Source organism: Dyadobacter ginsengisoli DSM 21015 (assembly GCF_059568735.1).
Genome location: NZ_JCANTY010000001.1, coordinates 1,035,468 through 1,059,225, shown reverse-complemented (window position 1 = coordinate 1,059,225; position 23,758 = coordinate 1,035,468). Strand labels below are relative to the sequence as shown.

General features: G+C 46.1%; 20 protein-coding genes. 6 read left to right on the top strand and 14 right to left on the bottom strand.

Annotated features, from left to right (window positions below; translation table 11 throughout):
* Positions 1-56 precede the first annotated feature (56 nt).
* From BP71_RS03740 to BP71_RS03685, 12 genes are all read right to left on the bottom strand, one after another.
* Positions 57-458 carry a hypothetical protein gene (locus BP71_RS03740; RefSeq protein ID WP_496376750.1) on the bottom strand — a complete coding sequence of 134 codons (402 nt, stop codon included), beginning with the start codon at positions 456-458 and terminating at the stop codon, positions 57-59.
* Between the two features lie 446 nt (positions 459-904).
* Positions 905-1,426 carry a hypothetical protein gene (locus tag BP71_RS03735; protein ID WP_496376748.1) on the bottom strand — a complete coding sequence of 174 codons (522 nt, stop codon included), beginning with the start codon at positions 1,424-1,426 and terminating at the stop codon, positions 905-907.
* Positions 1,404-2,420: an RHS repeat domain-containing protein gene (locus tag BP71_RS03730; protein ID WP_496376746.1), complete on the bottom strand. Its 1,017-nt coding sequence runs from the start codon at positions 2,418-2,420 to the stop codon at positions 1,404-1,406. The genes BP71_RS03735 and BP71_RS03730 overlap by 23 nt, the downstream gene beginning before the upstream one ends.
* Before the next feature lie 268 nt (positions 2,421-2,688).
* Positions 2,689-2,904, bottom strand: a complete 216-nt coding sequence (locus BP71_RS03725) for a hypothetical protein (RefSeq protein ID WP_496376744.1) — start codon at positions 2,902-2,904, stop codon at positions 2,689-2,691.
* Between the two features lie 254 nt (positions 2,905-3,158).
* Entirely contained in the window at positions 3,159-3,425 is a 267-nt protein-coding gene (locus BP71_RS03720) for a hypothetical protein (RefSeq protein ID WP_496376742.1), read from the bottom strand.
* Positions 3,426-3,513: 88 nt separating this feature from the next.
* On the bottom strand, positions 3,514-4,275 hold the full coding sequence (locus BP71_RS03715; RefSeq protein WP_496376740.1) for an RHS repeat protein: 762 nt from the start codon (positions 4,273-4,275) through the stop codon (positions 3,514-3,516).
* 49 nt (positions 4,276-4,324) lie between these two features.
* On the bottom strand, positions 4,325-4,882 hold the full coding sequence (locus BP71_RS03710) for an RHS repeat domain-containing protein (protein WP_496376738.1): 558 nt from the start codon (positions 4,880-4,882) through the stop codon (positions 4,325-4,327).
* Between the two features lie 410 nt (positions 4,883-5,292).
* Positions 5,293-5,787 (bottom strand): hypothetical protein, encoded by a 495-nt coding sequence (locus BP71_RS03705; protein ID WP_496376736.1) that lies wholly within the window; start codon positions 5,785-5,787, stop codon positions 5,293-5,295.
* Positions 5,784-6,833, bottom strand: a complete 1,050-nt coding sequence (locus BP71_RS03700) for an RHS repeat domain-containing protein (RefSeq protein ID WP_496376734.1) — start codon at positions 6,831-6,833, stop codon at positions 5,784-5,786. The genes BP71_RS03705 and BP71_RS03700 overlap by 4 nt, the downstream gene beginning before the upstream one ends.
* A 269-nt stretch (positions 6,834-7,102) precedes the next feature.
* Positions 7,103-7,486, bottom strand: coding sequence for a DUF6443 domain-containing protein (locus BP71_RS03695; RefSeq protein ID WP_496376732.1), 384 nt, complete (start codon positions 7,484-7,486; stop codon positions 7,103-7,105).
* A 649-nt stretch (positions 7,487-8,135) separates the two neighbouring features.
* Positions 8,136-8,882 (bottom strand): LytR/AlgR family response regulator transcription factor, encoded by a 747-nt coding sequence (locus BP71_RS03690; RefSeq protein WP_496376730.1) that lies wholly within the window; start codon positions 8,880-8,882, stop codon positions 8,136-8,138.
* 34 nt (positions 8,883-8,916) lie between these two features.
* Complete coding sequence (locus BP71_RS03685) at positions 8,917-11,928, bottom strand: sensor histidine kinase (protein ID WP_496376728.1); 3,012 nt, start codon at positions 11,926-11,928, stop codon at positions 8,917-8,919.
* Positions 11,929-12,240: 312 nt separating this feature from the next.
* Here BP71_RS03685 and BP71_RS03680 point away from each other — a divergent pair, with 312 nt between their 5' ends.
* Both BP71_RS03680 and BP71_RS03675 read left to right on the top strand, forming a co-directional pair.
* Positions 12,241-14,802 (top strand): TonB-dependent receptor, encoded by a 2,562-nt coding sequence (locus tag BP71_RS03680; protein ID WP_496376726.1) that lies wholly within the window; start codon positions 12,241-12,243, stop codon positions 14,800-14,802.
* Positions 14,803-14,885: 83 nt separating this feature from the next.
* The gene (locus BP71_RS03675) at positions 14,886-15,575 is read left to right on the top strand and encodes a LolA-like protein (RefSeq protein WP_496376724.1); all 690 of its coding nucleotides are present in this window, start codon (positions 14,886-14,888) and stop codon (positions 15,573-15,575) included.
* 30 nt (positions 15,576-15,605) lie between these two features.
* Here the strand turns inward: BP71_RS03675 and BP71_RS03670 are convergent, their stop codons facing one another.
* A complete protein-coding gene (locus BP71_RS03670; protein WP_496376722.1) occupies positions 15,606-16,235 on the bottom strand; it encodes a response regulator transcription factor in 630 nt (209 codons plus the stop codon).
* Between the two features lie 220 nt (positions 16,236-16,455).
* Between BP71_RS03670 and BP71_RS03665 the strand changes: the two genes are divergently transcribed.
* Positions 16,456-19,587, top strand: coding sequence for a sensor histidine kinase (locus tag BP71_RS03665; RefSeq protein WP_496376720.1), 3,132 nt, complete (start codon positions 16,456-16,458; stop codon positions 19,585-19,587).
* A 14-nt stretch (positions 19,588-19,601) separates the two neighbouring features.
* Here the strand turns inward: BP71_RS03665 and BP71_RS03660 are convergent, their stop codons facing one another.
* On the bottom strand, positions 19,602-20,231 hold the full coding sequence (locus BP71_RS03660) for a LuxR C-terminal-related transcriptional regulator (protein WP_496376718.1): 630 nt from the start codon (positions 20,229-20,231) through the stop codon (positions 19,602-19,604).
* 462 nt (positions 20,232-20,693) lie between these two features.
* Here BP71_RS03660 and BP71_RS03655 point away from each other — a divergent pair, with 462 nt between their 5' ends.
* From BP71_RS03655 to BP71_RS03645, 3 genes are all read left to right on the top strand, one after another.
* Positions 20,694-21,341 carry a response regulator transcription factor gene (locus BP71_RS03655; RefSeq protein WP_496376716.1) on the top strand — a complete coding sequence of 216 codons (648 nt, stop codon included), beginning with the start codon at positions 20,694-20,696 and terminating at the stop codon, positions 21,339-21,341.
* A gap of 78 nt (positions 21,342-21,419) precedes the next feature.
* Positions 21,420-21,779 carry a BlaI/MecI/CopY family transcriptional regulator gene (locus tag BP71_RS03650; protein ID WP_496376714.1) on the top strand — a complete coding sequence of 120 codons (360 nt, stop codon included), beginning with the start codon at positions 21,420-21,422 and terminating at the stop codon, positions 21,777-21,779.
* Between the two features lie 19 nt (positions 21,780-21,798).
* Positions 21,799-23,742, top strand: coding sequence for a M56 family metallopeptidase (locus tag BP71_RS03645; RefSeq protein ID WP_496376712.1), 1,944 nt, complete (start codon positions 21,799-21,801; stop codon positions 23,740-23,742).
* Positions 23,743-23,758: the final 16 nt, after the last annotated feature.

Sequence of the window (23,758 nt, the reverse complement as noted above, 5' to 3'; positions counted from 1 at the left end):
TATCAGTTTAATGCATAAAAAATGGCCTTTACCTATATCGGATGAGTAAATACTGGTCATAGGTAATATCCTTCGAAGAATATATTCAAAACGATTGGTAATAAAAAAAAAGACAATATAAACATCAACAGAGCACAAATAGCCTTCTTCTTCCTAACTTTGCGGTCCATTTCTAAGAATCTATGGTGGATTTCCAGTTTGTCAATTCTTTCAAACACCGCCCTCTTAAAATTACCATAAAATATATAGTGGCCTGAAAATAAAATCACTATGGCTAAAAAGTACCCATCAACTTTAAATGGTAAGTAGGATATAATTATGACAATAACAGATATTTCCACAAAAAACAGAAAACTACCCAGCATAAATATTGTACCGTTTTTATATAGTTGCTGTTTTTTTGCCCCAGTTAGCCATGCAGAGAGACTGTAGTAGTTCAATATTACCTGTTCGTTCATCTAATAATAATTATGGCTTCCAAAAATCCGATTTCCTGCCAATGTTTTATCTAGGGCATCACCTATGTCGAAAGTATAGTCTGCGATACCATAAATCGCAATCCCCGTTACAACCACTGGTGCTCCAAATGTGACTGCCGCTGCCCCTGCAACAATTAGACCAGCATTTATAATAGTATTGGCGTCCCATGTGTCAGTTGAAAATTCGTTGCCAGTAAACCAGCCGTCAAAATTGTTCCATACGGGCTCAATTTACCGGCCAATTTACTGGCACCTGTAGTGAACCCCTTTATTCATTGATATATTTTACGGAATCTTATCAATATTTTTTTGACAACTGATAGGCTTTATTTCTTTTGACGTCATTTGGAATCTTGTTATAGCCTTCTTCCTCCTAACTTTGCGGTCCATTTCTAAGAACCTATGGTGGATTTCAAGCGGTGGTTCTATACCTCTTGAGAAACAGATGAATTTGCAATAACTAGTCCCAAAAGCGTATAAACGGCCGCAAGAACATCGTGTCTGCTTTGGTCATTCTTGAAGAAAGAATCAATATTTGTATTGAAAGTGAGATAGTCTGCAAACTTATAAACAATTCTCTTCGATTTTTGAGGAATTTTCACTGGCAACACTTGAGCCGCATCCAGTAAAAAATTAAGAACATTCAAAATTGTTGCTTCTCTATCGACTTTCCGCCTAGTAATTTTTTCCAAAGCCAAACCAATGTCACAAACCAAATCAATCAAATTTTGAAAATCATCATATTCTGCCGCTTGTCCATCCACGAATTTCTTTAAACCTTCCTTACTAAACAGCACTATTTGCCCTTTCCTCACAAGGGGTGTATCCTGCTCGCCCGGAAGGAATATCATGTAAAAATCCGGCTCTGAGTTGCACAATGCCAATTTCCAACCAATGATCCAGAAACTCTTGCCATCTTGCGAATTATCTTCTATTACGTTCTGCATACTTTTTCAACTTGTTATATTCTGTATTAGGCCCTTCTTTCCATTTTCCTACTCCATATTTTTCATCAAGAAGCCGTTTAGCAAAAGATGTTGGTTTTTCCCCTGCCGTTGGCCTACTACCTGCAGCCCATTCAGGAATGTCGCTGCCCCTTTCCTTTCCCGATTTTTTTGACTCTTTGGCATCTCGATAAACCGGCCCTCTTAAAATCTCGCTATCCACCCCGATTCTCTCCAAAAACTGGGCAATGTCTTCTATGGCCGACGGGCTTTTTAAAAATTTATCAAGCGCATCGTAAGCCACCGGAATTAGCAACGGCGCAGCCCGAGGGATCGATACAGGCGTCGGACCAGGCCGGAAAGTTGGCCCAAACGTTTCTGGAAATATCAACGTCATAGATGCCGGCTGACTGCTGCCACGCTGTCCTTTGACCGTTGCTTCGCCAGCACTTTGTGTCTCAGAAGTCTTTGCTCCTGTGTTAGGATCTGTATATACAACTACATCTCCTTTTTTTACCGAGGCCAAACTGGCAGCGTTGGCTGACAGCGTATCCAACCCCAAGGGATCGCTGTATAGCATTGGATTGTTAAGCACATATGAATAGCCCGACACCTTATGGTTCTTCGTTGCAAGCGGATCCACTACTCCCCACCTTCCAATGGTCGGATCATACATCCTTGCGCCATAGTCGAGCCAGTTAGTCTCCGGCTGCTTTTCCTTCCCGTTATAAAGATACTTATTCATCCCTGCTGTCTTGGGTATCGCCAACCCAAAGGGAAAGTATTCCGTCTCCTGTACCTTTGCTCCCGCTTCATTCATTACCATGCGCACATTTCCAAGATGATCTTTCAGGTAATATTCAAAAACGTATTCATTACCATTGCTAGTTATAGATATTTGCCCTTCTTCCGTGGCTATTCGGGTTAGGTAATTACTCTGGTCGTATTCAAATGATCCCGCATATTTGGTGTTGACTGCCCCGTTCGAGTTACTCATTCTCAATTTGGAACCGGCTGCATCATAATGATACTGAAGCGTAACATGATTAATAACAATTTCCCTTACGAGATTTAACACATTGTATCTCAAATTCCCATTGCCAATACCACGGTTACTGTCCTGAACTATGTTTCCGCTTCCATCATACGAAAAGTCATTCGCGTCTCCGAATGAATCGTTTTAAAACCATCGCTCGCACTTTTGCTGTCTATTACTTTTGATAGTTGGTTACCATTATCGTAGCTATAAATGAGATTATCCCAGTTTACACCGTTTGCTTTTCGTTCCAATAATTTAATGTTTCCATTTTTGTCATAGGCACTAATTTTTCCTGGTAAGCGTAATCTGCCAGTCCGGATAGTCCTGTTAAACCCTCCGCATTGACAATCCTAATGGCACGCCCTACAATCTGGCTAAAAGCTAGACCTGGAAGCGCAAGTATTGAGAGCAAAAGGAAATAGGCAAGCAAATGTTTTTTCATTTGAGCACCATTGAATGTATTTACAATTACTAATTTGAGGTTACTGGATGGCCCTTTACGTCAGTTTAATGCGTAAAAAATGGCCTTTGCCTATATCGGATGAGTAAGTAAGCCTCCCTTTTACAATCGAAACGCGTTTGCAAGCTGCTTGAGCACTTTACGGGTGGAGTCGACGCTTAGATAAACCTATATGGCTTAGCATCTCATAAAGGATTTGTATCGATGCCATTCTCGTTCCAATCGGGTATTTCTACTTACTCATGTAGATTATGGTCTTTAAGATACGCTATTCCCAAATCGGTAACATAATACCCCCACCAATTTGGGGCATCTGGCTCCACAAATTCGGTATAACCTAAATATTGTTCATCGACAAGTCTGTCTATCGTCTGCCTAAATCGTTCGCCCTGATCCTCAATCATATAATCCCAATAATTCTTATCCATCCAAAATCTTAGAGTGCGATAACTCACCCTATTCTTTTTTGCCAGCACTAGCGGCAAAATTCTATCTATATCCATATATCAATTTGAATTTCAGTGAAACGAACCACCCGCCGCTACTGCTGCCTCAATTGCATTTGGATGATATAATAAGTTCTCATATCCCCTAATATTCTCGTAGTGTAGATCCATGTGCAGCGTCATATGCAGCGGAGTTAAATCCATTTCCATTGACTGAACCGTTTGCAGCACCGGTAACCCGCATTCTTACCATTTCTCGTAGCTCGTAAGTATAAAACTTCCTATCCGCATCGGTTGCTTGCGTTGGTCCCCCTGCAATTGCTCTCAACCTTTCTACCATCTTGGCATTTGCGGCATCCGGCCCAAACCTACCTAAATGCTCTACCACTTTTTCTACTGCTTTACTCGTAAAACGAACCTTGCTTAGAGTATTTGCAAGTGACCGCTCGCCAAGTACTTTTAAAGAGTGTTCACCAGCACTTTGCAGCAAGGTTCGTCCGCCCTTTGCCAAGCCAAATCCACTGACCGGATTCAAGGCCTCCAAGCCGAAATTTAAAACCTTCGAGCCAGTTTTAAATGGTAGCGAAGCAGGTGCCAGGATTGCAAATTCAACTTGTACAGGAGAGACTGCGCCAGATGCCAATGTTTGACCATTGGGGCCAGTGGGCGGCGCAAGCCACTTTGTATCCCATTGCCCCTCTCCTTTATAAACCCAACTCCCATATTGATTCTCAACAACAGCCCCTGGCGCATAAACATCATCTCCTCCTTTGCAAGTGGGGCACCGGCCATCAGGATCTGTCCAATTGGTCGGATTGTTGAATACGTAGTTGAATAGACTCCAACTTTCATAGTACTCACTCATTGGATCGACAGCCATCCACCTTCCAATGGTCGGATCATACATCCTCGCCCCATAATCGAGCCAATCGGTCTCCGGCTGCTTTTCCTTCCCGTTATAAAAGATGCTTATTCATCCCTGCTGTCTTGGGTATCGCCAACCCAAAGGGAAAGTATTCCGTCTCCTGCACCTTTGCTCCCGCTTCATTCATTACCATGCGCACATTTCCAAGATGATCTTTCAGGTGATATTCAAAAGCGTATTCATTACCATTGCTAGTTATAGATATTTGCCCTTCTTCCGTGGCTATTCGGATTAGGTAATTACTCTGGTCGTATTCAAATGATCCCGCATATTTGGTGTTGACTGCCCCGTTCGAGTTACTCATTCTCAATTTGGAACCGGCTGCATCATAATGATACTGAAGCGTAACATTTAAAAAGTAGTTGCCCTGGGTATCGGTTTGAGTCTGGGCGATGATCTCCAGTTTGCCGGTTTTTGATATTCCGTAAGCCTTTACCTGAATGTTTGACAATCCTTTACTGAGATTATTTCTATTTTCCTCAGCTGGACTGACAATCCTAATGGCACGCCCTACAATCTGGCTAAAAGCTAGACCTGGAAGCGCAAGTATTGAGAGCAAAAGGAAATAGGCAAGCAAATGTTTTTTCATTTGAGCACCATTGAATGTATTTACAATTACTAATTTTAGGTTACTGGATGACCCATTACGTCAGTTTAATGCATAAAAAATGGCCTTTGCCTATATCGGATGAGTAAATACTGGTCATAGGTAATATCCTTCGAAGAATATACTCAAAACGATGGATAATAGAAAAAAAAAGACAATATGAACATCAACAGAGCACAAATAGCCTTATTCTTCCTAACTTTGCGGTCCATTTCTAAGAACCTATTATGAATTTCTAGCTTGTCAATTCTTTCAAACACTACCTTCTTAAAATTTCCTCAGAAACACATCCTTTTCTCGCAAACCAGCAACGTTACGAGACGTGAGAGCACTGTACGGGGAGTCGACGCTTAGATAAACCTACATTGGGACGGCGTAGGAAGACCGCTATCTTATCTTTCCGAGCATTTTTTATCGAGATACCAATTAGCTTCATATCTTTGATAATATTGCTTCTTAATATCCTCCAGCGTATTGTTAGGCAACAACTTAAGAAAATAGTACGTACATCTATCATACCACGGGAGCGTAAGGTCGACATTCCCATTTTTATCAACGGATAATGCTAGTATTCCTATCTCGTCAAAAGATTTCAATGCACCTGCAACATGAGCCGTATCTTCCTTTGTCCATAGTACCTTTTTGTTCTTTCCAGAAGCAAGTTCAACCGAGGATATCTTGTTAGCAAAAAGACTCGTCTTTACTCTGTGCATTGTCCCATGATAAGTGACTAGATAAATACCTTTTCGGTTTACTATACTCATGTCCCTAAATTCGGAGTAGTCAATAGTCTTTAAGTCGTCAAATTTTTCTTTAAGACTTTCCTCAAGTGCACATCCACAGAAAGAAATCCCACATAACATTAAAAATATAGATCTTGTTCTCATTTTCTTAGATTTCTATAACCGTTTAATTGAGCACGATATATCCCTTTTACTATCGAACGCTGATCATCTTTTGAATCCCATTGTGACGGATAACCATTTCGTCCCGGATTTAACAAACTATTTGCATGGGCTCCAACTTGTAATTCTCCGTAGCCAAAACCTACAGCATACCCGGTTGCACCCCATAGGTAGTTTCCGAAATTCATGAAATTGTGAGCGGTGCTTTCCCCTTTGGGAAGAAACAGGGTATTAGATGAAGCACCATTATAATTTGCACCAGGATAATTTTTGATAAGTATTGTATTCGAATAATCAAAGTCTCCTCCACCCTGGCTTTCCCATGCAAAATTCGTTTTCCCAGATTCAAAAGCTCCTTGTTCGCTCATCATTGCTTGAATGTCTACTTCACTTACAAAAGTGATATTTGTAATAGTCCCATTTCTAATATCCTGAGAATCATCAACCGGGTCGGCAAAATTAAAGTTTTGGCCCTCCCATTCGCCTTGCTTATCGTTGGAACCATAAGACCCCACTTGACCTGCCACGTCTACGTCAAACATCCCCAAATAAGCGCCAGAAGTACCATCGAACCTATATGTGGTATCGCCGTTTATGTCGATGTTCGAAATAGGATTGTTTAATACGTAGTTATAAGGTGATGTATTGATAAACTTTTCAGAGAATCTATCGACAACCGTCCACCTTGCTATGGCAGGATCATACATCCTTGCGCCATAGTCGAGCCAGTTAGTCTCCGGCTGCTTTTCCTTCCCGTTATAAAGATACTTATTCATCCCTGCTGTCTTGGGTATCGCCAACCCAAAGGGAAAGTATTCCGTCTCCTGTACCTTTGCTCCCGCTTCACTCATTACCATGCGCACATTTCCAAGATGATCTTTCAGGTAATATTCAAAAACGTATTCATTCCCATTGCTAGTTATAGATATTTGCCCTTCTTCCGTGGCTATTCGGGTTAGGTAATTACTCTGGTCGTATTCAAATGATCCCGCATATTTGGTGTTGACTGCCCCGTTCGAGTTACTCATTCTCAATTTGGAACCGGCTGCATCATAATGATACTGAAGCGTAACATGATTAATAACAATTTCCCTTACGAGATTTAACACATTGTATCTCAAATTCCCATTGCCAATACCACGGTTACTGTCCTGAATTATGTTTCCGTTTCCATCATACGAAAAGTCGTTCGCGTCTCCGGATGACCCGTTTTTAAAACCATCGCTTGCACTTCCGCTGTCTGTTACTTTTGATAGTTGGTTACAATTATCATAGCTATAAATGAGATTATCCCAGGTTACGCCGTTTGCTTTTCCTCGTATTCTGTTAAAGTATAGCCGCGACTATTCGGAAGACAAAAATGGGTTGAATTATTATAATAGCTAACGGAGCTAGCCCCGGCGTTAACCTGAGCGATGCCGTTCCCTTGCATCGGATAGGATCCGTAAACCCTTGATATTCTTCCGGCCCCATCGTATTCAGTATAGCTGCTAATAATATCCGAAGGAATTGTGCCAGAAATCTCCGGGCTTGAATGAGCCGAAACTTGCTGCCAGTTGCGACCAAGACCGTCTAAATAACTGACTTGTTGTGTAGCATCCTTAATATTGCCACTTACGGTAGTAGTTGCAATCTTGTAGTCGCGTACGACAATGTAATTTTTATTCCGGACTTTGCCCAAAACAAAAAACAGCTGTTGCTACGAAAATTAATACTAGGTAAAAAATCTTTGACCACATACATGCGTAACGCATACAGTACTACTCAATAGAGGTTAACAATGGGTTCCACCGAATATTTTTTTCAATTTGGCCAACTCTCTGAAGAGAAAATGGCCTACGGGCAAATTATCAAATTAGGTTTGTTAATAGCTAGCAAAGAAATACGAGCATTCAAGCTATTTATTTTCAACAAGTTAACTTCTAAGGCAAATATTTCGCTATAAGTTCGTTCAAAACGCAGCGCTTGAGCGAGCACATTCAAGTGCTGAGTAAACATGAAGCATTATATTTATCATGTTGCATATATAACTATAATTTTATGTTATTCATAGGATTAATATAAAATTTCACCGACAATCATGAGCAACGTAATTTAGATACGAGGGGAACTATTAAGTGGAATAGTAAAAAGCAAAAAGTCGTAAATTTGACGTAAAAACACTTGACCAAACTGAATCAAACTAGCTCATTCGATCCATTAACCGATTCGTTAACCTCGGTGGGCGAAGTGGGGAAACAGCGATTTAGAGCAAATTAGCATCATATATAGAATCCCAGCGGAATCACAACCATTTCTTAAAAACACTTGCAAGACAATTTTTGGGAAAATCAGAAACGGGCAAACATTTCCATGAACTCCTGCCTGCGCGACCGCGAAATACTGATCGCCACATCGTTGTCCATGACCACATATCCGCCCTCCCCTCTCACAAACTTCTTGATACGGTTCAGATTGATCAGGAACGAATTATGTATCCGGTAAAAATCGGGGCCGCTTAATGCTTCATCAATATCTTTGAGCACCTTCGACACCACCACTTTCCTGCCGCTCGCCAGCACGACGCTGGTGTAGTTGCTTTCCGCTTCACAATAAAGGATGTCATGGGTAGGAACGAAGATCATCCCGTCGCCCGTAGTGAGCGCAATGCGGATGGGTGTTGGTTTCATCTGTTGCACGCTCTGGAATAAAAGTTCGATCTGCTCTCGCGATGGTACGTTTCGCTTTTCCTCGATCCGGCGAATGGTTTCTTTGAGGTCATCCGGGTCAATAGGTTTCAGCAGATAGTTCAATGCACTGTATTTAAATGCCTTGATCGCAAACTTGTCGTAAGCCGTCGTAAATACTACGTCAAAATGCAGTTTGTCAAATTTTTCCAGCATATCGAAGCCATTCATTTTTGGCATTTCAATGTCGAGAAAAATGACGTCGGGACGGTGTTCGCGAATGGCTTCGATACCCTTTTCCCCCGAGCTGCACATCGCCGCTACAGATACCGATGGCGCGTAGGTCTTCAACAACCATTCGAGCATCTCAAGACAGTTATTCTCATCGTCGATGATTACACATTTGATCATATCTTCTTTTTTATCAAGGTTATCCTGATTTCCATTACACGGGTATCGTGATCGTCACCCTGGTTCCCGATGGTTCTCCGGTTTCATTTTTCAGGTCCAGGATTTCCACCCTCGCATTGGTCTGTGCATACTGATTCAACACGGCAATGCGGTCCTCCGTTAGCTTCATACCCAACGATTTCCTGCCCGTAGCGGATTTGCTTCGGTACTCCCCAGCCTTTTCACGGCCTATCCCATTGTCTTCGACCACGCATTCCAGCACACTCTCATCAATCATCCGAAGCCTGATCCAGAGATTACCGCTGTTTTCCATATGCAACAGGCCATGCCAGATCGCATTCTCAACATAAGGCTGAATAATTAACGAGGGGACCTGCACCGAATCGGGATTCACTTCTTCGCCGACCTCTATGCGGTATTCGAACTGGTTGTCGAACCGGATCCGCTCCATCTCGATGTATAGCTTCAATGCCTCCAGCTCATTCGATAACAGAACCTTCTTGCTATTTGAATTGTCGAGTATCAGACGAATAAGCTTAGCAAAACGGGTCAGATAGAGCGAGGCAGTAGCATTGTCACTTTTGACGATATAACGGTTGATTGAATTCAGACAGTTGAAAATAAAATGCGGGTTCATTTGTGCACGCAAAGCCCTCATTTCCAGCTCTGCCATATGCTCGCGAAGGGTAGTCTGCCGACGAATCCGCGTCACCCGCCAGCGAAACAGCCCATACAAGGCACCGCCTGTTCCAAATACGCACAATACCGCAAACCACCATTGCTCCCACCATGGTGAAAGAATGGTAAATGCAAATGGTGCTGCCGTCTCCCACCAGGTTACGCCATCCAGACTGGCTCCAACCGTGAATGCATAGCTTCCTCCCGACAATGAAGAAAATCGCACGCGGTTACTGCGGCCATTATCGACCCAGTTATCGTCCAATCCCGCGAGACGGTAGCGGTACATCAGTTTCTGCGGATTGCGGTAATATGGGGTCAGGAACTGGATTTCGATGGAATTCTGCTTCCAGTTCAATTGTAGCGGAGGGGTATTTCCAATCGGGATCGAGTCATCCTGGTTGACCCGCACCGAAGTGATCACGACATTCAATCGTTCCTCCCTGAATTTGAGCTTATCCGGATCAAAATAGTTCAATCCGCTGAGGCCCCCGATATAAATATTGCCATCTGCCGATTCGAGGACGCTGTTGTAATTAAATCTCCTGTTCTGAATATTATCCCGAAAATCAAACCATTGGAGCTTATCCGCTTCGCGGTTCAGCAGGTATAGTCCGTCGTCACTACCTATCCACACCCGCCCGGAACGGTCCTGACGGATCATGGCAATGCGCTGGTTCCGGAGCTCCGGAAATATCAACTTCTTTTTCAGTTCTTTGCCCTTTTTGGTTACCTCATACAGGCCGACGGAGCCGCACCAGGCCGTCGAATCATTTCTAATGAGCACCGCACTGACCAGATTGCCCGGCGAAAAACCGGAATCGCTCACCGCGTTCGTGAACTGGTCATCCACGACGAGCAGGCCCTGATAGGTTCCCATCCAATAATTGCCCCTGGCGTCCTGCGCGACAGTCTGAACGATACGCTCCACGCCCCTGAAATACACTTCACGGATACGATAACTGCCTTTCTCAATGCGATAACAGACGCTCTCACCGACCACCAGAAAATTACCATCCGGCATTCGTACAATTGTCGCGATAAGATCGTCCCGCAGCCGCGCACGCAAGCGTCGCCCGATCGCACCCTCCGGATAGATCACGTCGGTGAAGGCACGGCTTACCGGGTCCAAAACCATGGGCAATGCCCGGCTGGGTGCTACAATGAGGTTCTTCCCGTCGAATAGCAGGCCACGGACTTCGGAAGTAAATGCGCCTGATTGTTTGTCATGCACTGCAGCGGTTTGCCCGGTTCGGACATCGAGCACCGAGATGCCGCCTGACGTCCCCAGCCATATATTTCCCTGACTATCCTCTGCCAGCGCCTTGATATTATTGGCAGGGCTTTGCTGGTTACCGGCGAAACCATTGATCCAGCCAATGGTGTGCGCTTCCGGTCTGAAAAACAAAATTCCATCCTGAGAAAGTATCCAATGCGTGCCGTCAGGATCGCGGAAATCCGAGTAGTTTTCGTCATTGGGCAAAGATTTGCCTGAATCAAAAATAACTGCCCGTGAGAATGTCCTGTCTTTTTCATGATAGAGATAGCACCCCTTGGTGGTATTGACCAGGCCTTTACCCGCTCCCAGCGCGGTAAAGCTGATCAGCTCGGCGAGGGGGATGCCCAACGGGTGCGCTGTATCCAAAAGCGGGATCCGCCTGACCGAACCGTCGGCAAAGTTGATTTCAAAAGTGTGGTGCAACGAAGTGCTCACCCAGGCAATGTCATCATTAACGGGAACTACCGCCCTCGCAGACTCAAATGGCACACTGCGTACAATCTTTTTCCGCGTGTCGTAGCAAAACACCGTCCGGATATCTGCCAGGTAAAGCTGGTAACCCCGGCTATTGAAAATCCTCCGGTAATAGTAATGGTCCTGCAAACCGGGAAGCTGGTGAAAACGAAACGAGTCCGTGCGCCCGTCATACCGGTACAATCCCCTGCCTGCGTTCGCCCAAATCGCATCATCCGGTGTGATCTGCAGTTTGTTGAGTTTATTCAGCGGTTCGAGACGTGGCCCATCCGTTTTTACCTTAAGCAGGCCGCGATGGTCGTTCCGGTATCGTTTTATTTCCTTCTCCGACACTACCCACAGCGTTCCCGAACCGTCCGATGCCATGTCTAGCAGGTCCTCTCCGGCCGTATCGACTCGCCTGACGCTCTGGCCGTCGAATCGCTGCAAGTGCCTCGGTGAAAGGATCCACAAAAAACCAGTCCTGTCACGGATGATCCGCGATGCATTCGAAGTCTGGATACCGTTCTTGTCATTGAGCAACTGGACATTGAAATCCGGTAGCTGCCCATAGCATCCGGTTTGAGCTACCAGCATCAGCAGGAAACGAATGCGCAGGCGATTGAACAGATACACGGTGAAACAGGGAAATTGATTATTTCGAACGTTGCAAATTGTGTAATTAAAGACAAGAATGCCTGAACCGTTCAGTAAGTTGCGCAATTTCTTAGTATTCGTGCATTTCGGGTAAGTAAACCGATCCCTCCGAATTCAAACAAATGCGTCCACACAAAGAACTTGCATCGGGACCTGCACCTGTTCGTTTCCTGGGTAGCCATCGTCCATCGGACGCAACTCAGCATCCATCCCGCTTATTTTAGCCTTTGTCATAATTTACTTTCCGGCGCAGGTTCTTCGAACCATTTTTGTGCCGCTAATAACAAAACCATGAAGATGACCAGATTTCTCCTCATTATTTACATTCTCACATGCTCGTTCCTGTCTCCGGCATTCGCACAATTTCCGACGACGGGAAGCAGTCAGCCCAAAGCATTGCCGGGAACAGCCGGCGACCAAACCCCCAAGGGATCGGCCAGACTGACTGGCTCCATTGTCGACTCGACTTCCACCAAACCTATTGAATTTGTGAGCATTGCCTTATACAGCAAGGGCAACGGGCAGGCAGTAGATGGCACGGTTGCAGACGAAAAGGGAAAATTCACAATCGGAAAGATCGTCGCGGGAGAATACAAAGTGTTGATATCTTTCATTGGGTACGGCAACAAAACCATCGACAATATCAAGCTGGCAAAAGGTCAGGAGCTTGATCTGGGCACGATCACGCTGGCATCCAATACCAAAACGCTGAACGAAGTAACTGTAACCGGACAGGCCGCATTGATCGAAGAGAAAGTGGACCGGCTCGTGTACAATGCGGAAAAGGATATCACGGCCAAGGGGGGCGACGCAACGGACATTCTCCGCAAGGTTCCGTTGCTCACCGTTGACCTCGACGGGAATGTGTCGCTCCGCGGCAGCCAAAACATTAAGGTACTTATTAATAACAAACCCAGTACCATCATCGCCAACAGCGTGGCCGACGCGTTGAAACAGATTCCGGCCGATCAGATCAAATCGGTGGAAGTCATCACCAGTCCATCCGCCAAATATGATGCGGAAGGCTCCGGCGGGATCATCAACATTATTACCAAAAAGAACTCGCTGCAGGGACTGAATCTGAATGTCGATGCCGGCGTTGGAAACCGGGGTTCGATGCTGGCGTTGAATGGCGGCTACCGCAAAGGCAAGGCCGGTTTTACCATCGGCGGGTTCGGTCGCGGCATGTACAACACCATCACCAAAACCAGACTGGAACAAACCAGTACCGTTGAAAACGTGACCACGACCACCCGGCAAACCGGCGATGGTTCGAGTCATGGACTGTTTGGTAACTATAATCTTGGTTTTGACTACGACATCGCTAAAAATCAGAGTCTGACCGCTGGCGTCAAATACGGCGTCCGCAATTTCACCAACCAGCAGGACCTTGTAACGCGCCTGATGAAAACGGGAACCACGGACACCGAATCGACCAGAAATGTGGATGCGAAAAACCTGTCGGGAACGGTGGACGTAAACGTCGATTACCTGCATACCTTCAAGCCTCAGCAGGAATGGAGCGTCTCCACGCTTTATAGCCGCAATGGCCTCACCAATGACTTTGATGCGGACCTGCTCAACGGAGACCGGCAGCTCACCGGTCGGCAGAAAAACCTCAACAAAAGCACCAATGAGGAATTCACATTCCAAACCGATTACCAGACACCCATTAAGAAAAACCAGTTGCTGGAATTCGGAGGGAAAGGCATTTTCCGGGAAGTAAAAAGTAAATACAGCTTCCTGATTGCCGAAGCGACCGGAGACTTCCGTCCTGAGACCGACCAACCGGCGGGAGACCTGACCTATCACCAGAACATCGCGGCAGCGTACTCGTCTTATACCTACACGACCAAGAAACGATATACTTTCAAGGGAGGATTGCGGTACGAACATACTTTCATCGACGCGAGTACCAATGAGGGAGTTGTGGGCGTGGGTAACTATGGTGTGCTGGTACCGAGTATCAATGCTTCGAAAACCTTTAAAGGTACCACCGTTAAACTGGGCTACAACCGTCGTATCCAGCGTCCGGGCTTGCAACAGCTCAATCCGAACTTCAACTCGGCCAACCCGCAGAACATTACGATCGGAAATCCGGAACTTCGTCCCGAACTGACCAACAACTTTGAAGTCGGCCTGAGCAAGAATATCAAAAAGACTTATGTGAATGCTACCTTCTTCGGAAGGGTCACCAACAATGCCATCACGCAGGTACGCAATCCCTCGGACACGCTCGCGGGGGCCATTGTAACGACGTATGAAAACATTGGTAAGCAGCACGCTTATGGCGCCAATATTTTTGCCAACATTGCGGCAACGTCCAAGATCAATTTCGGGGTTTTCGCAAACGTGTTCTATACGACCCTCACCGGGCAAACCCTTGGCCAGAATGGGTTGTCGCAAAAAATCGACAATGACGGCGTGAACGTCAGCGGAGGTTTGTTCTCACAAGCCACATTCGGAAATGGCTGGGGAGCCCAGGCGTTCGGATTTATGCAGGGCACACAAATACAGTTACAGGGTAAGCAAGGCGGTTTTGGATTCTATACGGTGGGTGTAAAAAAAGAGTTTGCCAACAAGAAAGCCAGCCTGGGATTAGCTGCTGAAAACTTCCTGAGCAAACGCTTCAAAATGCATACCGAACTCAACTCACTCCAATTCAACCAGGTAAACGACATTTATATGTATAACCGCGGATTCCGTCTTACATTTACCTACAAAATCGGTAAAATGACCATGGACGCGCCGAAGCGGAAAGCCAAATCGGTCAATAACGACGATGTGAAGAGTGAAGGTGGCGGCCAGCAGCAAGGCGGAGGCCAGAGCGGCGGCGGAAGTGCCCCGAGATAGCCCTCGACCTTATTCCAATCTAATACAAGCCTTTTTAACTCAAATAAAACTTCGGTATGAAAGCAAACAAACTAATTTGGACAATGGCAGCGGTATTCGTTTCCGCGGCTTCTTACGCACAGACAGTAGATGAAATCGTCGATAAGCATGTGACTGCTTTGGGAGGTCTCGACAAAATCAAGGCCGTTAATACCGTGGTTACTGAGCGGTCGCTTGCAGTCCAGGGAATGGAAATCCCCAATAAAACCACCCTTGTAGTAGGCAAATCGGTTCGGAATGAATCTACCGTCATGGGCAACACCATGGTCCAGGTTGTTGACGATTCCAAAGGGTGGATGATCCGTCCGACGATGATGGGCGGTACCGGAGAACCTGAGGATATGCCCGAAGATCAGGTAAAACAACAACTGAGTTCGCTGGATCCATTCGGAGGCCTTGTCGATTATAAAGGCAAAGGCAATAAAGTCGAACTGATTGGAAAAGAAACAGTTGACAAAAAGGAAGTATTTCACCTGAAACTGACTACCAAGGACGGACAGGTCATCGACGAATATCTGGATGCGAATACTTTTCTGGTCAACAAGGTAAAGGTATCGATGAACGGGCAGGACGGCGAAATCGAAATGACGGATTACAAAGAAGTGGATGGCGTGAAATTCCCTAACACCATGGAAATCAGCAATCCGCAAATGGGAACAATGTCGTTCATTACCAGCAAAATAACAATTAATACACCGGTTGATCCTGCTATTTTCAAAAGGCCTGCGAAATAGCAGGGCTTTCCCCTGACATCAATAGCGTTGTTACTTAAACAACGCTATTTTTTTTGACAATTCGATCGGATCCTTCACATCCAGCTTGTCGTAAATTCGTCTTTTGTACGTACTTATCGTATTTTCCTTCAAGTCCATGATCGCGGCGATTTCCTTCGTCCATTTCCCCTCGGTCATAAGCTGCATCACCCGCCGTTCCCTGGGCGACAAAGTAAAAATAGGATTACCTGAAGACCGGCCGCCCGGCTCAGAAAAACTCGACAGGAAAATCTGCTGTACCTCATAACTCACATAGCGGCCATGATCGAGAATGGCCCCGACAGCCGACTTGAACTCATCCTGAGGAGCCTGCTTGGAAATAAAGCCATCAGCACCTGCCTGAAGGTATGGCAATGCATAGATCTTTTCGTCGAAGGCAGAGTGGATCAGAATTGGCAGGCCTGCCTGTTTTTCCCGCAAGATCCGCATCATTCTCACATTTTCTCCGCCAGGGATATCGATATCAAGCACCGCCAGATCGAAGCGTTCCTGTTCCAGGAGCGCCAGACCGCCCTGGAAAGTTTCGGCGTGGCTGATCGTTGCCAGCGGGTTAAAATCGGCAAGGACCATTCTGAGTCCCAGCAATATGAGCGGGTGATCCTCGATACATAAAAATTTCATAGAAGTGCTGATCGATACAGACAGAGGCTTGCAAGATATATATTCCGCAATATTAGGCATATATTCAGAAAATAGTTACCAAGGTGTTTGTAGAAACTTATCGATTGTATATCGACTTTTTTTTCTATTTATTTACTCACACGATCGGATAGCATCTTTATTGGTGTGGCCGTCACTACCCCTCACAACCAGTTAGTTGAACATCCATTCAGGAATCCGAGTGAAAAAACTCTTTGGGTTGCTGGCTACTGCAATAGCCGGTCTGCTATTTATTCCGCTATGGGCTCAGGAAGCCCTGCCCGAACCACTATACCTTACACAATATACGGACGAGAACGGACTGCCTCAAAACAGTGTCAAAAGCATCGTCGGCGACAGCGAGGGTTTTGTATGGATGGCAACGGAAAATGGGCTTGTCAGATTCGACGGCCGTAACTTTTATCTTTTTGACCGCAGAAACCTTAACGTCAAAAGCAACCGCTTCTACGTCATCCATCCGGGCATGGAGGCGGGTACGAACAAGCGGTCCACTGCGGCGTTCACCACTTCCGACGGCAGCAATTGGGTCCGGATCGCAGGCGGAACCGCCGTGGTCGATTCACTCCACACGCGCAACCAGACCGGCCGGCTCCCCTATTTAAACAAAGGCTACCAAACGACGATGATCACCTTAGGCCTGCCGTTTAACATCCACGACGCCAATTTAAAGTATTATCTTATCCCGTCGGCGTTTGGTAACGGCCATTTTTTTGTCTGCATGCATGATCGCGTCGATTGCTATGATCAATGGAAAAAGACGGGTTCGATCCGGCTCAGAATCGATAACTTCTGGAACCTGTTTTCGTTGGGCGGGCAACTGTATCAGTTTGATGCCAACAGGAACGTCGTTCGCCTTACACCGGGTGGTGCGGAAAAACAGAAGATCACCGGAGACATTCTCCTGGACCCCACCTATCGTAACCAGCCCGCCAGCATGGAACTCTATTGGAATTCTCCGGCGGACCAAGCCTTTTTTTATGCCAATGCGAAATTGTATCGCATTGAACCGGGCTCCAATGGAGAATTGGTCACCACGCTCATGTTCGAGGGATTCAATCTCGAATCGCGCAATGTCAAATGCGTTTACTACGACGAGCCCCGGAAAATATTCTATCTCGGCAGCATTACGCAGGGACTGTTTGTGCTCCGTAAAAAACAATTTCGAACCCTGCTCTATCCATCCAGGGATGAAATGGACAACGTTTTCTATGCACAGGTGCCCCACGATCAAAACAGTGTCATCACTCCGCTGGGTATTATCCTGGGACTGGCTCCCCAAACAAACCACACCATTCACAGCCGTGTTCCATTCGAGCTTCCGCATAGTTGGGACACCCGCGGTATGATCAGGGACAAGAAAGGGTTTCTATGGGTCAAATCAGCGACAAGGTTGGTGGTTTTTTATCCTAACAGCACCAAACCGATCCGGAGTTGGGAGATGGGCGAAGAGATCAAATCCATTTATGAGGATCAAAACGGTACGATATGGGTGGGTCTGCGTTGGGCCGGACTATACTGTATCAGACCCGAAGCCCGTTTTGATCCACCGCAACTATTTGCCAAAGGAAACTTCGAAGGTATCTCCTACATTACACAGCGATCTGCTGAAAGTCTTTGGGTCGGTACCGAAAATGGTTTGCACGATGTAAGCCTCCGTTCCAAAAAGTGCTTGCTGATAAAGGGAACAGAAAAACTCTATATCAAAAGCATTTATGTCCGCGGGATAGACGAAACCTGGCTTACTGTGGCGGACAAAGGCATTATGCTAATCTCGGAAGGCAAAATAGTCCAGCTTACTTCCGACAAAAACAGGTATCTCGCTTCTGCGCATTGCATTTTCGAAGACCGGCAAGGCTTCTTCTGGATCACGACGAACAAAGGGCTTTTCAGGTTTAGCAGAAATGACCTCCTCGGACATGCTATGAAACGATTCCCCGGTGCACCGGAAGAAATATTTTATGAATACTACTATAAAAACGACGGATTTGTAACCAACGAATTCAACGGAGGATGCCAGCCCTGTGCAGTCAGGCTAGGCAATGGCTATGTATCGCTACCCTCCCTGAAAGGCCTGGTCTGGTTTCGCCCCGAAGTGATCGACAGCATTAGTACGCCATCCACATCGATATTTTTCGATAAAGCCGAGCAATCTGGCGTGGAAGTTCTCATCCGGGGCGATACGATACGCCTGCCCTCTAATCCGAAACGTATTACGCTATCGATGGCTACCCCGCATTTCGGGCATCCCTACGACCTTCAGATCTCCTACGCGCTGATGGAAGGCCATGCCAAACCGACGGGGAAAGACTGGGTTCCGGTTCCAGGCCGGGATGTGAGCATTACTTTTTCCACCCTGAACTCAGGGAACTATACGCTGTTTGTCAGAAAAATCAATGGTTTTGGCCCGTCGAACTACAAAATCAGAAAAATGGTGATTATTGTGGCGCCCCTCTGGTACGAAACCTGGTGGGCCCGCTTGTCTTTCGCCGTGTTGGTTTTACTCGCCATCTATGGTTACAACCTTCTCAAACTTAAAAAAGTAAGGCGGGAAAACCGCCGGTTAGAGCTTAAAGTAGCTAAAAGAACGCTTGACCTGGACCGGACATTGAAAGACCTGAAAACTTCAAACAACGAAGTCAACCGCCAGCTGCATGTACTATCTCGCCTGCTCACTTCCATGACCCATGATTTTCAGACGCCCCTTAACTACATCAACCGTACTTCATCGGAAATCGGGCCTATGGTACGGAAAGGACAATATGGTCTCGTGACAGAGATCGGCGATGTGATCGCCAACTCCTCACAAAATATGAGTAATCTGATGAAAGACCTGCTCGACTACACCAAAGCCAATGTGTATGGCAAAAGCCTCGTCCTGGAAGATGTCAACCTCCGAAAACTCACGATCGCCAAGTACGAGATTTTTAAAAACGTCATCGAACAAAAAAACAACCGGTTGGTCAACGAAATTCCGGAAACAATGACCGTTCATTCCGACTTCCAGTTACTTGCCATCATCATCCATAACCTGATCGATAACGCCACAAAATTTACAAGAGACGGGTTGATCCGGGTTAAGGCAGAGCAATATGAGGAAGGCTTGCGACTGACGGTGACCAACAATGGCACACCCATGCCACAGGAGATCGTCAATCTTTTCAACCAGGAAAACTACCGCTCCGCGAGCGGGACTGTGTCAGGGAGAAACACGGGACTGGGATTGCTTATCGTCAAGGAGATCGCCGCGCTGATCCGTGTCCGGATCCGGGTCTCGCAAACCGATACCACCGATTTCGAGTTGTATTTCAGCTGAACACTGCCGGCAGGTCAGCTGAGCATGGTAACTTTTTCGATCAGCTTAATCAGGCTGCTTACCTGCATTTTCTTCAGAATGCGCATTTTATGCGTACCTACTGTGGTTTTGTTGATGTTCAGTGCTGACGCGATTTCAGTTGTCGATTTGCCGTCGATCAGATAGTTCATCACTTCCCGCTCCCGGTCCGAAATGTTCATCAGCGGATTGACATACCGTGTCGAACGATGCAGCTGGCTTTCCTGGATTATCAATTGTTGCAATGCGACACTAGCAAACTTCCCCATTACCATCATCGCCCGGATCGCCTCCTCGAACTGAACCGAAGACGCAAGTTTCCAGAGAAACCCGTCCGCGCCTGCTTTCATATAAGGCAGTCCATAAACCCTTTCATCCAGATCGGTGATGATTAGAATGGCTGTTTCAGGGAATCCCGTCTTCATGCGCTGCACAGCCCCCGTTCCCGCCTTACCCCGTATGTCTATATCCAGGATCGTCAGCTGAAAAGGATGACGGCCCGCGATCTCGAAACCTTTTTCAAAAGATGAAGCAGTCTCGATCTCAGCCTGTGGATTGATTTCAGTTATTTTTTGTCTCAACCCCAAAACCGTCAGCGGCTCATCTTCGATAATTAATATGTTCATGGCGGATTAAAGGCAAAAACACGATCAGCTGTGAATCTAGCAGATTGTAAAAATACATTTACTTTTAATAGAATTAATTTATTTCGACAAATTACATAATTTGATACAAATCAAGCAAAATAATTAATCAATAGTTTGTAGAAATATCTCTGGTATCTGCAAATAGAATTCATCGTTTAAGATGTCATCACTCTTGTGATTTTCATTAACTAATTACCTCTCTCCGTTTGCAGGGCTACAATATGAGCTGGCGAAGGCATATGCGGGCACGTTTTTTTATTGGTTTGTTGTGAACTTTTTTTTGCCGAACCCGTCAATAAACTGTAAACTTGTACAGACCGCTGAATAAGTTTTACATTAAGTAATAGGAATTTTACTTAATATTTACTGCACTTATTTGATAACCATTGGCATTCAGAAAGTTACAGCCGGTCTAAACTGAATATAAGTCCTCCTAAACAAATGAAACAAATCTTACTGGTTGAAGACCATGCGATTGTCAGGCTTGCCACGCGGTTCTTGATTCTTGATTTGCTGAATCCGGTGGCGGTTTACGAGGCAGGGTCGTTCAGTGAGACGCTGGCTCAACTGACGCAGCATCCCATCGACCTGGTCGTACTGGATATCAACATCCCGGATGGCGAAGGGTTTACTATGATCCCCAGGATCAGGGAAATACAGCCGAAGGTATTGATCATGATTTTTTCCAGCCTCGAAGAAGAAATTTACGCCCTTCATTATATCAAGGCCGGAGCAAACGGCTTTTTGTCGAAGAATGCATCTCAGGATGAGATCAAGAAAGCCATCCTGTCGATGCTCGAAGCAGGCAATTACATCAGCATGGCTGTACAGCAACAATTGTTGCGAAACACCCTCGAAAACAAACCCAATGGCGAAAACCCCCTGGAACACCTCTCCCAACGTGAACTGGAAGTAATGGACATGTTGATCGAAGGCTACTGGACCAAGGAAATCGCCATCAAACTCAGCCTGACCGAAAGTTCGGTAAGTACATACAAGGCACGCATTTTTGAAAAACTCAAAGTTTCGACCCTCATCGAAATGTTCAAAAAGGTGCAGTTCTACAAAAGCCAGAATCCGGGGATCTGACGCCTTCCTCCTGTTTTTTTAAGAAAAATATTTTTGTTATTTACGAAACATTCGTAGAATTACGAAAAATTCGTAATGATGGAAAAACTAACAGCACAGGAAGAGGATGCCATGCTCGCCGCCTGGAAAACCGGCGAGGGCAGTGTCAAGTCATTTATGGCCGTCATGACGCCCCCCACTCCGCCTTACACCACCGTCGCATCGACGGTCAAAAACCTGGAAAAGAAAGGGTATTTAAGCAGCCGGCTGATCGGCAATGCCTATTTGTACGCCCCCGCTGTAACGGAGGAAGCTTACAAACAGAAATTTATGGGTAATGTGGTCAAGGACTATTTTGAAAACTCCTACAAGGAACTTGTGAGTTTTTTTGTACAGAAGAATAAAATATCCGCCGATGAACTTCGGGATATCATCGGGCTGATCGAAGGAAAAAAATGAACGCCAAAACCGCACAGCCATGTCGCCATTTCCGGATTACCTGCTCAAATTATCCGTTAGTTTCGCGCTGATTGCCTTGTTTTATCACTTCGCGCTGCGCAAGCTTACATTTTTTCAATGGAATCGGTGGTATCTGATTCTGTACACTGCCCTGTGTTTCGCGGTACCCTTTGTCGATATCGGCAATCGCGTGCGCGAGTACCCGCAAGATACCCCCGCGCACGCGATCGTGCACAGCATTCCAATTATAAGCCTCGCGGTACCGCCACCTGCCCACCGCGCTGACCTAACCCCGGAGACTCAGACGACCAATGCATGGGATACGCGAGACTGGCTCGTCATCGCCTGGATTGCGGGTATGCTCGTAATGACATGCCGGCTGGTGCTGCATATCGTTTCTCTGAACAGAATCCGCAGCAAATCGACGCTCTTTTCCAACGACGGCATCCGGTTCTATCATTTTGACGACGAAATACCACCGTTCTCTTTTGGGAAATCGATCTTCTATAATCCGCATTTACACGAACCCGACGAATTACAGGACATGATCCTGCACGAATATATACACGTCCGGCAGAGGCATACATTCGATGTGATCTGGTCGGAGCTGCTGTGCATTGTCAACTGGTACAATCCGTTCGTGTGGATGATCAGCCAGGCCATTCGCCAAAACCTCGAATATATCGCCGACAATAAGGTGGTGGAAAACCATGCCGACACCAAAAATTACCAGTACCTCCTGCTTAAAACAGCCGTAGGCCCGGCTTTTCGCCTCGCCAATCACTTTGGTTTCATCTCGCTGAAACAGCGTATTGTGATGATGAACAAGGCTGGCAGCCCGCGCATATTGCTATCCTGTTTTCTGTTTATCATCCCCTTGCTCGCAGTATTGCTCGTGGCTTTCCGACAGGATTTGCCCAATGAAGAAGTGCTGATGAAAGGGCGGATAATGTGGGTCGGTCCGAAAAACGATAGCAAAAGGGCGCCCAAAGAAATACTGCACTTGTCAGGGCTTTTGCTTGACGCGAAAACCGGAAAACCTGTCGCCAACCTGCCACTTAGACTCTCACACGACGAAAAATTCATTAAGACGATCCGAACTGATGCCGACGGCTTCTATTTTGCCGAAGTCACAGCCAAAGCGGAACCCAAAGTAATGCATAGCTACTACCTCACTTACGATGGGGGCGAATTTGCTCCTTTTGCCGGCGGTAAAACTTATCAGGCCGATTATGCATTCGGCGATGGGTTTGACATTTGGTTCCTCCCGCAAAAAGTGATGGCCGGACACCGTCTTTCTGCTTACAGCGTTCCTTCCAGCCCCTTTTACGACTCCTATCATCCTGAAAATGTAAAGACTGAGTTAAAAGCCTACTTAAGTAACAACCTGCCACCATTCCTAGCTGAAAACCGTCTGAGAGTAGAATTCCGGGAAAACAATCCCTGGCCGAAAGGGGTCATTACACTTTACAAGACTGGCTATTTCGACCGCAAAAAAGAATTGATGGGCTATGAAGGCAAAACGAAGTTGTATCTCAATGGTAAAAAAGCAACTTATCAGCAAATCAACGAAGCATTCCGGAGCTATCCTTATATGCTATCCAATGCGCAGGAACACCGTGTCTGGTATCAAAATGGTATCTCTTCGGAAATCGCCTATATTACCTTCCCTATCCATCGCGACGCCCCTCCGGTAGCACTGATAAAAGGAAATATCGAAATAATTGACACCAGGAAATTTGACATAGCGGCACTCGTAAAGGAACCATATTTACTGGATGGCTTCCGGCAGGTGTACGGTGCCAGCAGCAACCTGATGCCCCTCCCCCAGGAGATCAAGAAAGTAGTGTTGCTCAAAGGAAAACTCGCACGGTACTATGACCCTGCACTCGACAGGATCTGGTGGGTCGAAACCAGGCCGGTCGCTGAGGTATTCGAGCGGCCTGATTTCGCTGCCAAATAGCCGTTTTATGGCTTTG